The following is a 14850-nucleotide window of genomic DNA, read 5'->3' on the forward strand; positions in this document are numbered from 1 at the left end:
ATGGCTGAAGATCAACTGGGTATGGAAGAAGAAGCGGAAATTATTTACATTGCGGATGACGAGGGTAATGAAGAGGAATTCGAAGTCATCATGAAGTTTGAAGTAGACGGTTCGGAGGCCAAGTATATGATGGTTGCTCCGGTTGAACCTGAAGATGGCGAAACGGATGTATATGCATTCCGTTATGAAGAAGAGGGCGACGATATTAAACTTTTCGTCATCCAAGATGATGCCGAGTGGGATATCGTCGAGGAGACGTTTAATACATTTCTTGCTGAAGATGAAGAGGAAGCGAACTAAATGACGGAATATAGCCGCAAAGACCTGAAATGGACAGATTCACTGCGTCTGGCATTCGGTGCTCATGTTGAGCTCGAGGAAGAGAACGGTAAATCACAACCGTATGACTTGCTGGCTGAGTTCGAAGTGAACGGTCAGCAATATGCGGTGCTCCGCAGTTCGTTGCGACCTTATGACGAGGTTGAACTTCTGCGGGTATCACCTGGAAGTGAAGACCAGATCATGCCAGAGTTAGTTACGATCGACGATGATGATGAGTGGGAGAACATCTCGGAGTTGTATGATGAATGTACTCTCCCCATTGACGAAGATTAATCAGCTTCAAATTGAAAAAACCGGGAGGGCGGAGAAGTCCGCTCTTTTTGGTTGTGTAAAGGAGTTGTTTCTTTTTTGAAAGGGAAAGCAATAGTAGTCATACTGCTTATCATTGTAGTTCTTGCCGGAGGCGCAGGTGGATACGTATGGAGTATGATGCGTCCTGTGGAAGCTTCTACAGAACCGGTCGTATTCGAGATTAAGAGCGGATCGGGAACTTCGAAAATCGCGGATCAGCTTCAAGAAGAAGGGCTCATTCGAAGCGGGTTAACCTTTAAAGGGTATTTAAAATGGAAAAAACTAGGTTCTAATTTCATGGCGGGTACATATTCTATGAATCCTGGCGTGACATATGACGAGATTGTTAGCAAGCTGAGTAGTGGTGAAGTTGTACCGGAGGAAATGGTGAAATTTACGATTCCAGAGGGTTATACTGTTCTGCAAATGGCGGGTAAGCTTTCTTATGAGCATGTTGTAGATCGGGATGAATTCATCAAGCTGGCCAATGATCCTTCGGCCTTCGATGTAGATATCATCAAAGATATTCCAGTGGATGAAGAACTTCGCTACGTATTGGAAGGGTATCTGTTCCCGGAGACGTATGAACTGAAAAAGGGAAGTTCCACGCATGATGTGATGCAGCGGATGCTGGAAGAATTCCAGACCAAGATCAATTCCATTCCTGATTTGGAAGCCAAGCTGAAGGAAAAGAACCTTTCCCTGCATGAACTGCTGACGATTGCGTCACTTGTGGAGAAAGAAGTTGTGGTGGATGAGGAACGTGCTCTGGTTGCAGGTGTAATCTACAATCGGATCAATCAGGATATGAAGCTGGAGATTGATGCTACCGTGCAATATCTGCTCGATAGGCCAAAGGAACGATTGTTTTACAAAGATCTAAAGGTGCAAAGTCCGTATAATACGTATCTGAATAAAGGCTTGCCACCAGGTCCAATTGCCAGTCCAAGTCTTCCGTCCATTGAAGCAGCACTAAATCCGGAAGCTTCGGAGTATCTTTTCTATGTGACAAAAAAGGACGGCTCTTCTGGACATCTATTTGCCAAAACGTATAAGGAACACCAGCAAAATATAGCCAAAAGTAAGGCTGCGCAATAAGCGGAGGGGATTATATGAGTAAGAAACATGAACTGCTCGTTACAGCAGCGAATGTGAAAGAGGCAGAAGTGTTGCTCCAGGCAGGAGCAGATGCTTTGGTCATTGGAGATGATCGATTCGGCATGCGTCTCCCAGGTAGTTTTAGCGTGGAAGAGACAGCAGAGGTAGTTGCCATTGCAGCCAAACATCAGGCGCGTGTGTATGTATCCATGACTAATCTGATGTCCAACGAGCTGTTGAAAGAATTGCCTGAATATGTTCAAGCACTTGGCAGAATCGGTATTGATGGTGTGGAGTTTAATGATCCATCCGTGCTGGCTACCATGAAGGAATACGCGCCACATGTGAAGCTGCACTGGAATGCGGAGATGACTTCAACGAACTATGCGACGGCCAACTATTGGGGAACCAAGGGAGCGAGTCGCGTTGTACTTGCCCGTGAGTTGAATATGGACGAGTTGACGGAAATGGTTCCTTTTTTGAAGGTGGAAGCTCAGGTTCAGGTGCATGGTATGACGAACATTTATCATTCCAAGCGCAGTCTGGTGCAAAGTTATATGGCTCATCAAGGACGGCCGGTTGAGGGTCATCTGGGCAAAGAACGTGGATTGTTCCTGATTGAGGCTGAACGCCGGGATGAGAAATTCCCGATCTACGAGGATATTAACGGTACACACATTATGAGCTCAGAGGATATATGTATCCTAGAAGATCTTCATCTGTTGATGGAGGCGGGTGTGCACAGTTTCAAAATTGAAGGTATGTTAAAATCACTTACCTACAATGAAGCTGTTGTACGTGCATATCGGACAGCGATTGACAGTTATGTAGCCGATGCTGAAGCATATGCGTTCTCTGAAGAGTGGCTCGCTGAGGTGCGGAAGTTACAGGACCCTGAACGTGAATTGTCATTTGGATTTTTCTATAAAGAACAAGTGTATTAATAGATGAGGTGAACAGAATGGAAACAGTGGCGGTACAGCGGAAGTTCTCGGGTAAACGTAACCGTCTGGACAAACCGGAGTTGCTAGCTCCGGCGGGTAATCTGGAAAAACTGAAATTTGCAATCCATTACGGTGCAGATGCCGTATATATCGGTGGACAGGCCTATGGACTGCGTTCAAACGCGGATAACTTCAGCTTTGAAGAGATGCGTGAAGGTGTGGAGTTTGCCAAAAAGTATGGAGCCAAAGTGTTTGTAGCGACGAACATTTATGCACATAATGAGGATGTTGAGGGTATCGAAACATACCTGCAAAACCTCTATAATGCGGGAATCTCTGCGATCATCGTAGCTGATCCGGCTATTATTGAAGTAGCCCTTCGTGCTGTGCCAGGCCTTGAGGTACATCTGAGTACCCAACAATCCACACTCAACTGGCAAGCCGTGAAGTTCTGGAAAGATGAAGGACTCCCGCGAGTTGTTCTCGGACGTGAGACCAGCTTTGAAGAGATTGAAGAGATCAAGGCCAATGTGGATATTGAAATTGAAGCCTTTATTCACGGGGCAATGTGTTCCTCGTATTCCGGACGTTGTGTACTCTCCAATCACTTTACGGATCGGGATTCCAACCGGGGCGGCTGTTGCCAGTCCTGTCGCTGGAAGTATGATCTGTTCGAGGATGCGAGAGAAGATACGGTGTGGGTCAGCGAAGAGGACATGCAGATGAAGGCACCTGCGTCATTCAAACTAGGTGAGAACCAGCTTCCCCTGTTCCAGGAACAGGATAATTCATTCTCCATGGGATCTAAGGATCTGTGCATGATTGGCCATATTCCCGAGTTGATTGATGTGGGTGTGGACAGTTTCAAGATCGAAGGACGTATGAAATCGATCCACTACGTGGCAACTGTGGTTAACGTATACCGTCAAGCCATTGACGCCTATATGGCAGACCCGGAAAACTATGTTCTGAAACCTGAATGGGTTGAAGAAATGAACAAAGCGGCGAATCGCCCGCTGAATACCGGATTTTTCTATGATACACCAGACCATGAAGATCATATCTACGAACCGGAAGAAAAGGCTGTGCCTTTTGACTTCGCTGGATTGGTCATGGGGTATGATGCCGAAACAGGAATGGCAACCATTCAACAGCGAAATCACTTCAAACCAGGACAAGAAATCGAATTTTTCGGTCCGGGAGGTCACTTTTTCAAACAGCTGGTCGGTGAAATACAGGATGAAGAAGGCAATGTTCTTGATGCAGCCCGTCACCCGTTGCAACTGATTAAAATGAAGGTAGATCAACCTGTTTCTTACTTCGATATGATGAGAAAAAAGAAGTAGGCTCAAATACCTATAATGTGTCAATATTGTATTATGATTTAACAAAATAGTGTTATGAAATTTACTTGGGGACCTCCGTTTATCGGCAGATGGGGGTCTTTTTTTTATAGAAAAATAGGAATAAAGTTGTAAAATATTTCTGGGAAATGAAAGGGGAACGAAGAAAGCTGTCGAATACTACATATTTATAGGGGAGAGAAAGAAAAATCTAACAAGTAAATAACTGGCAGGTGAATGGGATTGGTTCAAAAGAAGCAGAAAGACAGTGGGGAGCAAGTGACAAAAGTCGAGCAGGTTAACCCTGAGAAGGTTCAGAAAGTGAAGAAAGAAAAAGTAGTCAAAAGCAAAACGACAGGTAATGGCAAAAGAATGTTCAAGATTGATCGTAGCAAGCTCAAGCTGGGCTGGCTCAAGACTGATTGGGTGAAGAAACAGTTGAAAAATCGTGATTGGAAAAACTTTGGGGGGGCTTCTTTCCAACAGATTAAAAAGGCAAATCCGGTTAAATCCGTAGGGGTTAAACTGTTCTTGATCTTTTTTGCAGGAATTATGATTTTTGTAGTGAGTTTAGGTCTATTATCCTATTCAAAAGCCAAGGGTACGATAGAGAAAAATGCCTCACGTGCCAATCAGGAGACCATTGATCAGACCAAACAAAAAATGGACATCATTTTGGAGAGATTTGTGGATACATCCACACAGATTTTCTTTGATCCGGAAATGCAGTCCTTGCTACAAAAAATGTCAGATAAGAATTTGACTGCGTATGATACATTTGTGAACTCAAGTTCAATCAACAAGCAACTGTCCAATGTTGCATTTACAAATAAATCTATGGAAGCGATTTATTTGGTGCCTACGGACGATACAAAGTCCATTATGGGTACGGGCAGCAACAGTTCATCCATGGGCAGTATTCGCCAGGAAGCATGGTACAGTGAGTTGATTGAGGCGGGCGGTTATCGCTGGCTTCCAACAGAGGTCAAAGAAGATGGCTCAACACCAACGTTCAAAATTGCACGTTCCATGAAAAACTTGCAGGGGACTACTCAGTCGTATGTTCTGGTTATTGAACTGAAACTGGAAGTTTTGGAGGAACAATTGAAATCGCTTGATCTGGGTCCAGGAGCTGTTCTTCAACTGATTGCTCCTGATAATAAAGTGGTTGCGTCCTCCATCTCGGATCGTACAGGACAAGATACAGAGCTTACATTTGTCAAAGAGTTAACCGAACCAGCAGGTAGCACGAATACGGAGTATACGGTAGATGGCAAATCTACGGAAATGCTGGCTGTATACAGTACGATGGATACATCCAATTGGAAATTGGTTGGTATGATACCTACCTCTGTTTTGGTTCAGGACGCAAAAGGCATTCTGACTCTGACCCTGTGGATGGCGCTGATTGATGCGGGGATTGCAGTATTGATCGGGATCTGGATGGTGCGTATGATCGCTCGTCCACTCGGCAAATTGAAAGACCTGATGCAGGAAGGTGCAAAAGGTAATCTTAAAGTTCGTACACCATATAGCTCCAAGGATGAAATTGGTCAGCTCTCGACCGCCTTTAATCTGATGATGGAGCAGATTACTAAGTTGGTTGAACAAACCAATCGTTCTGCGCAGGAAGTATTGGATACGGCCTCTGAGCTGAGCAGTGCATCCAAGAAAACGGCTGTATCTGCTTCGGAGATCGCCGTAGCTACAGAAGAGATCGCAGGCGGTGCAGGCAGTTTGGCAACCGAAGCGGAACGTGGCAATGAATTAACTGACAATATCTCTCGTCAGATGCAGAGTGTAATTGCTGCGAATGAACAGATGGGTGATTCTGCTCGTCATGTAGAGAAGTCCAGTCAGACAGGAACACAACATCTGAATCAGTTGATGACCAAAACCCAGAAGACAGAAGAAATGATTGGTGCACTGGTGAATAAGGTTGATTCGCTGAAAGAGAGCACGTCCTCTGTTCTGAAAGTGCTTGAAGTACTGCAAAACATAACGAAACAGACGAATATCCTTTCCCTGAATGCGACCATTGAAGCAGCACGTGCCGGTGCAGCCGGACGCGGATTCATGGTGGTGGCTGATGAGGTTCGTCAGCTTGCGGCTCAATCCAGACAATCCATTGAGATGGTTGGAGAGATCACTGACAAAATCATGACTGAAATGAATGAGACCGTGGATGCTTTGTCTGCAGCCTATCCGTTATTCAAGGAACAGATGGATGCGGTTAAAGACACCAACGTCATCTTCGCTTCCGTACAGGAACAGATGGGTGCATTTGTGGAACGTCTGGGCATGGTGACAGGTTCTATTGGAGATTTGAACAAATCTCAAGGTACGTTGTCTGAAGCCATGAGCAATGTCAGCGCTGTAGCTGAAGAATCTTCTGCAACGTCCCAAGAAGTAGCTTCCTTGAGCAGTGAACAGCAAAATATCAGTAACCAGCTGGTAAATCTGTCTGGCAAACTGGAGAATGTGTCCACTGAACTGAAAGAAACCTTGTCACGCTTTACCGTGTAACAAGCCAAGGTTGAAATGAGGAGAACCTGTCCCGCACATGGGACAGGTTTTCTTTTGGTTTACCGGATAATTCCAAGCCTTATCAGCAATAATATGTCAAAACGACAAAAGGTGAGATTGGGATGCATCTCCTTGCGAAACGGCGAATTTATATAACTTGTATTCTTCTAACTCTTGTCTTTGGATTGCTTATATTGCGATTGGGATGGGTCCAGATCGTTCAGGTGAATCAGACCATGCCTGGATTTCACCGAACGGTACGTGAAATGTCTGTATTGCAGCGTGAACGCGGGGTGATGCTTGACCCGGGCCGGGGGCAATTTACGGATTACAAGGGTGAAGCGTTGACTGGTAAGCTGCAATGGGGATTGGTTCTTTTTCCACAGGCAGGTCCATTAGAGAAATTACGCAAGCAAGGGGCATTAGAAGGCTCCGAGATGACACAGTTGGCAGCTATATTACATACCGACCTGGATCAATTGAAGAAAGAATGGAATCAGGAAAGTGTACCTCATTTCTGGACAGCGGGTGCACATCAGCCTGTTCATTTGACCGATGCTCAGGTGGAGCGCCTACGTAGTTTGCACCTGCAAGGAGCTGGCATCTATCCGATGATGACAAGGTATCTTCAGGGGCATACAGGAATGCAGTGGATGGGTTATCTGGCTGAACAGCCTGAATCCTCCAAAGGACTAACTGGGCATCAGGATGAAGTAAAACAGCCATTTGCCATGAAATCAGGGGCAGCTGGACTGGAGAGGACACTTGAACCCCTGTTAAGGGGAATTGGCCCTACACTTGTATCACGCATGGTCTCGGGTGGTGGAGAGATTATCCCTGATATTCAGCCGCACGTCATTGCACCGGCCAATAGCCATTATCCTTTGCGTGTAGAAACCACTGTGGATGCCGGATTGCAGCGTGGGTTGGAGCAACTGACAGAAGAATCAGGATTACAAGAAGGGGCCATTGTTGTGTTAGATACCGCTAACGCAGATGTTCGCGCCATGATCTCCCGTCCTTTCTATCAGCCACAACATGTGGACCCTAGAGAATCGGCCTGGGGGAATCGTGCAGTACAGGGAGCCGTACCGGGTTCCATTTTCAAAATTGTCACTGCGGCTGCTGCTTTGGAGTATCATGCGGTTTCTAACGGAGAAGAATTCCATTGTGGTGGTGAGTACGGAAGATATGGGCTGTCTTGCTGGAAGGAGCACGGGCATGGAGACCTAAATCTGGAGCAAGGATTCGCTGAGTCTTGCAACATCGTATTCGCGGAAACGGCGCGCAGGCTTAGTATGGAACAACTGGAGAACACGGCTGATCGTCTGGGACTCGCGCGTCCGATTGGCTGGGAGGGGAAGCAGATGGCAGGAATGCCTGTGTTACGACACTTTGATCATGAGGATCACGGGCGTGTGCGAACAGAGGCTGTTTCTTCTGCTGATGAAGGTGCGAAAATACAGACAGCAATCGGTCAGCGAGATGTCTTGGTTACACCTCTGCAAGCCGCTAATCTGATCGTGACCCTGTTGCATGATGGAGAGGTTAGTGCCCCACGTCTCGTTGAGCGCATCCGGTATGCGGATGGTGGCATCATGCTGGAGATGCCCTTGCATGATTCACCTTCAGCAGCAGGACAGATTGCTCCCGCAACAGCGCATAAACTGTTATCCTGGATGAATAAGGTAGTTCGTGAGGGAACAGGAAAATCCCTGCAGCGTGCACGGTGGCATGTTGCAGGGAAATCAGGTACAGCTCAGGTACAGAAACATGGAGAGAAGCGTAACAATCAATGGTTCATTGGTTATGGACCGGTAGAACAACCCCATTATGCTGTAGCTGTTCTTGTCCAAAATGTCTCTCCTGACAGCCATCATCAGGCGACAGCTCTCTTCAGGAAGGTGATGGACTATTTGGCTGGGTCTTCGTGATCCTTCGCAGGAACAGGCGTATGAATTATAGACTCGGCAGAACTCGCTGAGGCCTTGTTAACGGGTGGGTCCATGACCAATGGAGAGGATTCAAATTCATCTTTTGGCAGGTGAATCCACTTTTGCAGGTACCCTTGTTGTAACAGTTCTTTCAGAAGGATCAGAAGCACCGGAGATAACACTACACCAGCCAGGCCAAAGATCGAGAGGGAAATCAGCATAAACGAAAGCATCAAGTACGCCGAAGATACACCAATCGAATTACCCGATATTTTTGGTTCCAGCAATTGTCGTGTCAGCATTGTCACTGCCAGAATCACAATCAGGCCGATCGCCAGGCTACTATTGCCTATAATAAACAAGTAGATGATCCATGGAATAAATACAACAGGAACGCCAAGCAATGGTACCAGATCAAAAACCGCACAGACCGCTGCAATGGTAAAGGCGTTAGAGGTTCCCAAAATCAACAAACCTGCATAAATCAATACAAACGTAATGAGCATCATGATCATCTGTGCCTTCAGATACGAGCGGATCGTCTTGAACACGTGATTACGCATGAATTCAATAGCTAACTTTAATGTTTTAGGCGTTTTCGCACGAGCGAACTTGCGCCAGGATTCAATCTCGATACTGAGAAAAAATGCCAGAATAATCGCAATTCCGAAGTTCGTAATAAACGAAGAGAATGAACTGAGGAAACCTACGACGAATTGTGCTCCACTCGTTGCCCATTTGGACAGGAACCCGGTCAGTGTTGCAAAATAATCATCCGCTTTTTCCATAACTCCATCAGGGAGAGCGTCTGACTTGTCCTGAATGAATAGAACCAGATTGGTGAATTCACGCTGTATCATTTCAATGTATACGGGGAAATTATCTTGAAGATTGGAAATTTGTGAAATGATAATCAAACCTACACCAAAAAAGGCAGCGACAATCAATCCAAGAAACAATAAGACGGAGATGGCGGCTCCAAGTGTCTTGGGCACTCCTTTGCGATGTAAAAATTTGGCCAGCGGTTCAATCATCCAATACACAATGAATGATAGAAAGACTGGTGCAGCCACTTGGTATAATTGACTGAAACCGTACATGATCACATACACGGTTAATACGAGCAACGCGATGTCAAAGACAGTGCGCCCGTATTTTTTGTAAAGCGGTAGCATGGACATGGCTCCTTTTGACGGCAATAATTAGATTGTATTTATTGTACACGATAGCTATCTTTTTGGGAAAACAGGATTCAAGAAAAGTCTGAACTATGATAAAATTAAAGGCGGTTTATTTTAGATAGTGCATAGTGCACCGTAATTCAGCAGGAGAAGTGGGGAGCTTGCAACATGACAACGATACTTCAGAGTATTCTACTGTGGTTATTGTATCTTTCATCTTTTTACGCCTTTATTCCAAGTTTGATCAGCAGACTTTTCGGGTTTCGTGTATTCAGACGGGGAAGAAGTGATACACAATTTGCATTAACGTTTGACGATGGGCCAGATCCACACTATACGCCGAGACTGCTCGATCTGCTCCATCAGCATCAAGCAAAAGCAACATTTTTTGTCGTTGGAGAACATGCGGCGAGTCATCCTGAACTCATTCAGCGCATACATGACGAAGGCCATCTTATTGGCATTCATAATTATATTCACAAGACGAACTGGCTCATGCGGCCACGTACTGTTCGTGACCAGATTCAGCGAACAGGTCAGATTATTCATGAAGTAACCGGCGTGAAGACTTGTTATTATCGTCCACCGTGGGGGATTATGAATCTGTTTGATTTTTTCAGCAAGAAAGAACGAAAGATTGTACTGTGGTCTTCCATGTTTGAAGACTGGAGAAGCCGAGTAGGTGCCCAGAGATTGACCGAACGGATGCTGAAGGAGCTAAGAGGCGGAGAGGTCATGCTGCTGCATGATCGAGGAACGACCCTTGGTGCTGATGCACACGCGCCGGAGCAGATGCTTCAGGCGCTGGAAGTCGTATTACAGGAAGCTGAACGGCTAGGCTTGCAAAGCGTACGCGTTGATACGTTGATGGGAGGTGTTACCGTGAGCGAATCTCAGAACAAGAATCAACCACAGACAACGTTGAAGTTATGGAAACGACTCGTTGTGGCCTTGTGGCTGGGTTGGGAGAAGTTGTTCCACTGGGTATATCATCTGCGAACGGCTTCGCCAGAAGATCCAATGTTACACTTTCGATCCCGTGTATATCACGGAGCACGAATGGAGATGAGTGATGGTCATGTCATTCAAAACGGAGATCCGGTCATTGAACTGCATTTTGACAATCAGAAGTTGTTCGAACTTGGGGTGACTTCGCGTTCCAGTATGCATTTGGCTATTCGCATGATTCGGACGATGGAACAGCAATTGCCGGATTTGGCACGTATGGTGGCACTCGAACCTGAGTTACGCTCTGCCAAAGCCATATACGGTGTGAGTATGATTAACAGAGGTCCGGAAAAATTCGGATTTACCATACAAGAGTTGCCCCCTGGACCTTTCAGTGCTGCATCTAAAGTATACCTGAAACTGCTCTTAAGTGTGATTCATCCGGCAGGAACTAAACGTCTGAAACAGCGGACAGAACAATTGGTACCCAAGATGATTGCCATGCCGCTGGATCTACTTTTGGAACGTTACGGTCAACATACGACGCAGGTGGCAGCAACGGTAGAAGAATCCAGAGATGAATCGTTGTTAATTGAAAAAGAGTTACTTCCAGAGCAGAATTAAACGGACTGATCACACCAACCAGCAAAAGAAAAGGGTTGCCCTTCGCCAGATTTGGCAGAAGGGCAACCCTTTATTTATTAGATTGTTTCCGATAGTTCAAGTAAAGGAAAGCGTGAATTAGATACTCAGTACGCCACCGTTGCTTGCATTGGTAACCAGTTTGGAATAACGAGCCAGGTAACCGGTTTTTACTTTCGGTTCAAAACCTTTCCAGCCTGCGCGACGACGTTCAAACTCTTCGTCACTGATGTGCAATTCGATGATACGGTTGTTCAGATCCAGTTCGATGATGTCTCCTTCTTCAACAAAGGCGATTGGACCACCTTCAGCTGCCTCCGGAGAGATATGTCCGATACTGATTCCGCGGGATGCGCCAGAGAAGCGTCCATCGGTGATCAGACCAACTTTGGCACCGAGCCCCATACCTACGATCTGGGAAGTAGGAGCCAGCATCTCAGGCATACCTGGTCCGCCTTTTGGTCCTTCATAACGGATAACAACAACATGTCCTTCTTTTACTTTGCCGTTAGCAATGCCTTCGAGCGCTTGCTCCTGGGAGTCAAAGCAGATGGCAGGACCTTTGTGATATCCACCAACCGAAGCATCAACTGCACCAACTTTGATGATAGCGCCTTGTGGTGCAAGGTTACCAAACAATACAGCCAGGCCGCCTTTTTCGGAATGCGGGTTATCCAGATGGTGAATGACATTTGTATCCTGAATTTCTTTTCCTTCAACGTTCTCACGGATCGTTTTACCCGTAACTGTAATGCAGTCACCATGAATCGCGCCTGGTTTCTTGAGCAATTCGTTCAGCACTGCGCTTACGCCACCTGCATTGTGTACATCTTCGATGTGAAGATCGGAAGCAGGTGCAAGTTTAGCAAGATGCGGAACACGGTTGGCTACTTCATTGATACGTTCGATTGGATACTCAATGCCCGCTTCATGAGCCAGTGCCAGCGTGTGCAGTACTGTATTCGTAGATCCACCCATCGCCATATCCAGTGCAAACGCGTTATCGATCGCTTCTACAGTAACGATATCACGTGGTTTCAGATCCATTTTAATAAGTTCCATCAGTTGTTTAGCAGATTGTTTAACAAACTCACGACGCTCAGGAGCAACAGCCAGGATGGTTCCGTTGCCTGGCATAGCCAGTCCCATCGCTTCAGCCAGACAGTTCATGGAGTTTGCAGTAAACATACCGGAACATGATCCACATGTTGGACAGCCAAACTGTTCAAGTTCAAGCAAGCTTTTATCATCGATTTTACCTGCTTGATAAGCGCCTACGCCTTCAAATACAGAGGTCAAGGACAGAGCTTTACCATTGCTGTCACGACCCGCTTTCATCGGTCCACCACTGACAAACACGGTAGGGATATTACAGCGGAGTGCACCCATCATCATGCCGGGTGTAATTTTATCGCAGTTCGGGATACATACCATGCCGTCGAACCAGTGAGCAGATACAACGGTTTCCACGGAATCCGCGATAATGTCACGGCTTGGCAGCGAGTAACGCATACCAATGTGTCCCATGGCAATTCCGTCATCTACACCGATGGTGTTGAATTCGAATGGAACGCCACCGGCTTCACGAATAGCATCCTTTACAATTTTACCGAATTCCTGAAGGTGGACGTGGCCGGGCACGATATCGATGTATGAGTTACATACGGCAATAAACGGCTTGCCGAAATCCTCTTCTTTAACGCCCGCTGCGCGGAGCAAACTCCGGTGTGGTGCACGGTCAAAACCTTTTTTGATCATATCGGAACGCATCTTCTTGGCTGACATGGTGTATTTCCCCCCAAATATATAATATTGAGCAACATGAATGGAAAAGTAAATGGCAGTGCATCTGTCGTTTAATTTCATCCGTACTCTAAAAAAAGGACCGGCATGCCGGTAACGAGCTCCCCGTAGTTTGTGAAATTCTTTGCTGCTTTAAACCCGTGAACACCCGGTTTTTCTATTGAGTCTATCACAACCGTCGTCATATTTCTACAATCAATAGAAAGAAGCCTTAAACCATTTTCATGGAATTAGACTTCTTGATTTGCGGGAAAGCTATGATCATGTTTCGATGTGGCGAGCGGAATTCATCAGTTGCTTCCGCCTTTGCGTCCAATCTCACGATAGAATTCCTTATTATGGGTTTCGGAGGTTGCTTCGCCGCCCTTGCGACCAATTTGCTTGTAAAAGTCAGTGTCATGGGCATCTGAAGTCGCTTCTCCACCTTTTTTTCCAATCATCTGGTAGAAGCTTCGATCATGGTTCTTGGAAGTGGCTTTACCACCTAATCTACCGGCTTCCTCACGGCTCATCTTGCGTTCTGACGTCGGTTGACGTGCCATTACAAATCACTCCTTACAACAATAAGTTGTTTTTTGTAGCGCGTATCCCTAATTTACCACATCATTTCCAGCCTGAAACAACACACCCGGATAGAATCGATGGTGAAGAGATCCGTCAGAGCATTAAGCCGACCGTTTAAACAGCTCATGTCTATTGAAAGAAAAGCGGGATATATCTGGTTCAATTAAGGGTTTGAACGTGTGACGTACAGCCGGCAGAGCAAGTGTGACTGCAAAGAGTACGGCGATGACAAGTATGACTGGAATATACGCCGAGCTTCCCATATAACTGTAGACTCCAGACCAGATCGCGAGACGAACGAGAAAACCATGCAGCAGGAATACATAGAGTGTGCGTCGTCCAAGGTCTGTCAGTCTGGAGGTCAAGGAAGGTACCCAAGCCAAGAAAAGTGCTGCAGATGCGATCTCCAATAGGTAGACGCCAAGTCGGAAGATGCCGGCATACCATTCGTGGTGGCCCAGTTCGGCGTATGTCATGCTGCCAAGTAACCATCCCGATGAAATATTCAAACCGCCATACCCGATCCATACCAACAGTGCAGCGGAGAGGATGGCTGCGGTTTTTCGCCCCCAACCGGATAATAAACGAGAACGGATGCTTGCTCCATAGTCATAACCGATGACAAAGAATGGCAGGAACACAAACGTACGGCTGAAGCTGAGCCAGAATCCGTCGATAGGCAAATACCCGGCAATTACACCGAGCGCAATCGATCCAATCAGCCGATATATCGGTTGCCATGAAATCGTCAGACGAAGCAACAGTCGCCAGCAGAAATGACTGGCGAGGAACCATAACAGCAAGTAAGGTGCAAAGAAGGATAGCCGCATATGGGGTGTGTGGAACACGGTAAAGTCCATTAATGCGTATAAGGACTGAAACAGTACATATTGTAATGCAATCTGCTTCAGGACGTTTCGTCCAGAGGCTCCTTGAAGTGAGTGTGTCGCAAAATACCCGGTTACCCATACAAACAGTGGCATGTGAAACGTATATATCCACAGGAACAGAGCTTCCGCTCCTGCAAAGCGTGTGATGAGTGGTTCAAGTGCATTACCAGCAAGGACACAGACAATAAGCATAAAGCGCAGATTGTAAAAGAAAGATTCCTGATCATCCCGGATCTGAGTCTGATTTTTCATGGTGTAGCCCCCTTATAGACCCTGGTCGCAAGGTCATTTGCATCTGTAATAAGGGTAATATGGATGTACATTATTCATTGTGATTTAATTCA

At 46.2% G+C, this 14850-nt stretch carries 11 protein-coding genes and 1 pseudogene; 8 read left to right on the forward strand and 4 right to left on the reverse strand.

Annotated features, from left to right (window positions below):
* From QVE09_RS21510 to QVE09_RS21540, 7 genes are all read left to right on the forward strand, one after another.
* Entirely contained in the window at window positions 1-300 is a 300-nt protein-coding gene (locus tag QVE09_RS21510; RefSeq protein WP_017686820.1) for a DUF1292 domain-containing protein, read from the forward strand.
* Complete coding sequence (locus tag QVE09_RS21515) at window positions 301-615, forward strand: DUF1292 domain-containing protein (RefSeq protein ID WP_047844066.1); 315 nt, start codon at window positions 301-303, stop codon at window positions 613-615.
* A gap of 75 nt (window positions 616-690) precedes the next feature.
* On the forward strand, window positions 691-1731 hold the full coding sequence (mltG, locus tag QVE09_RS21520; protein ID WP_315938426.1) for an endolytic transglycosylase MltG: 1041 nt from the start codon (window positions 691-693) through the stop codon (window positions 1729-1731).
* A gap of 14 nt (window positions 1732-1745) precedes the next feature.
* Window positions 1746-2675 (forward strand): peptidase U32 family protein, encoded by a 930-nt coding sequence (locus tag QVE09_RS21525; RefSeq protein ID WP_315938427.1) that lies wholly within the window; start codon window positions 1746-1748, stop codon window positions 2673-2675.
* A 17-nt stretch (window positions 2676-2692) separates the two neighbouring features.
* Entirely contained in the window at window positions 2693-4021 is a 1329-nt protein-coding gene (locus QVE09_RS21530; protein WP_315938428.1) for a peptidase U32 family protein, read from the forward strand.
* A gap of 234 nt (window positions 4022-4255) precedes the next feature.
* Complete coding sequence (locus tag QVE09_RS21535) at window positions 4256-6544, forward strand: methyl-accepting chemotaxis protein (RefSeq protein WP_315938429.1); 2289 nt, start codon at window positions 4256-4258, stop codon at window positions 6542-6544.
* Between the two features lie 194 nt (window positions 6545-6738).
* On the forward strand, window positions 6739-8478 hold the full coding sequence (locus tag QVE09_RS21540; RefSeq protein WP_315938430.1) for a peptidoglycan D,D-transpeptidase FtsI family protein: 1740 nt from the start codon (window positions 6739-6741) through the stop codon (window positions 8476-8478).
* On the opposite strand, the gene QVE09_RS21545 is transcribed toward QVE09_RS21540, so the two are convergent.
* Window positions 8457-9653 (reverse strand): AI-2E family transporter, encoded by a 1197-nt coding sequence (locus QVE09_RS21545; protein WP_315938431.1) that lies wholly within the window; start codon window positions 9651-9653, stop codon window positions 8457-8459. The genes QVE09_RS21540 and QVE09_RS21545 overlap by 22 nt on opposite strands.
* Window positions 9654-9827: 174 nt before the next feature.
* On the opposite strand from QVE09_RS21545, the gene QVE09_RS21550 reads away from it, so the two are divergent.
* Complete coding sequence (locus QVE09_RS21550; RefSeq protein WP_315938432.1) at window positions 9828-11231, forward strand: polysaccharide deacetylase family protein; 1404 nt, start codon at window positions 9828-9830, stop codon at window positions 11229-11231.
* Between the two features lie 117 nt (window positions 11232-11348).
* Here the strand turns inward: QVE09_RS21550 and ilvD are convergent, their stop codons facing one another.
* From ilvD to QVE09_RS21565, 3 genes and pseudogenes are all read right to left on the reverse strand, one after another.
* The gene (gene ilvD / locus QVE09_RS21555; protein WP_074096200.1) at window positions 11349-13034 is read right to left on the reverse strand and encodes a dihydroxy-acid dehydratase; all 1686 of its coding nucleotides are present in this window, start codon (window positions 13032-13034) and stop codon (window positions 11349-11351) included.
* A gap of 317 nt (window positions 13035-13351) precedes the next feature.
* Window positions 13352-13594 (reverse strand): annotated as a pseudogene (locus tag QVE09_RS21560) (KGG domain-containing protein); the annotation flags it as partial.
* 123 nt (window positions 13595-13717) lie between these two features.
* Window positions 13718-14758 carry an acyltransferase family protein gene (locus tag QVE09_RS21565; RefSeq protein ID WP_315938433.1) on the reverse strand — a complete coding sequence of 347 codons (1041 nt, stop codon included), beginning with the start codon at window positions 14756-14758 and terminating at the stop codon, window positions 13718-13720.
* Window positions 14759-14850 lie beyond the last annotated feature (92 nt).

Origin of the sequence: Paenibacillus sp. ClWae2A (assembly GCF_032452295.1) — a bacterium.
In the GTDB taxonomy this organism is placed as follows: Bacteria; Bacillota; Bacilli; order Paenibacillales; family Paenibacillaceae; genus Paenibacillus.

Coding starts and splice junctions, on each gene's coding strand:
- QVE09_RS21530 (WP_315938428.1), top strand. CDS start 2,693: ATGGAAACAGTGGCGGTACAGCGGAAGTTCTCGGGTAAACGTAACCGT.
- QVE09_RS21565 (WP_315938433.1), bottom strand. CDS start 14,758: ATGAAAAATCAGACTCAGATCCGGGATGATCAGGAATCTTTCTTTTAC.
- QVE09_RS21515 (WP_047844066.1), top strand. CDS start 301: ATGACGGAATATAGCCGCAAAGACCTGAAATGGACAGATTCACTGCGT.
- QVE09_RS21510 (WP_017686820.1), top strand. CDS start 1: ATGGCTGAAGATCAACTGGGTATGGAAGAAGAAGCGGAAATTATTTAC.
- QVE09_RS21535 (WP_315938429.1), top strand. CDS start 4,256: ATGGGATTGGTTCAAAAGAAGCAGAAAGACAGTGGGGAGCAAGTGACA.
- ilvD (WP_074096200.1), bottom strand. CDS start 13,034: ATGTCAGCCAAGAAGATGCGTTCCGATATGATCAAAAAAGGTTTTGAC.
- QVE09_RS21550 (WP_315938432.1), top strand. CDS start 9,828: ATGACAACGATACTTCAGAGTATTCTACTGTGGTTATTGTATCTTTCA.
- QVE09_RS21525 (WP_315938427.1), top strand. CDS start 1,746: ATGAGTAAGAAACATGAACTGCTCGTTACAGCAGCGAATGTGAAAGAG.
- QVE09_RS21545 (WP_315938431.1), bottom strand. CDS start 9,653: ATGCTACCGCTTTACAAAAAATACGGGCGCACTGTCTTTGACATCGCG.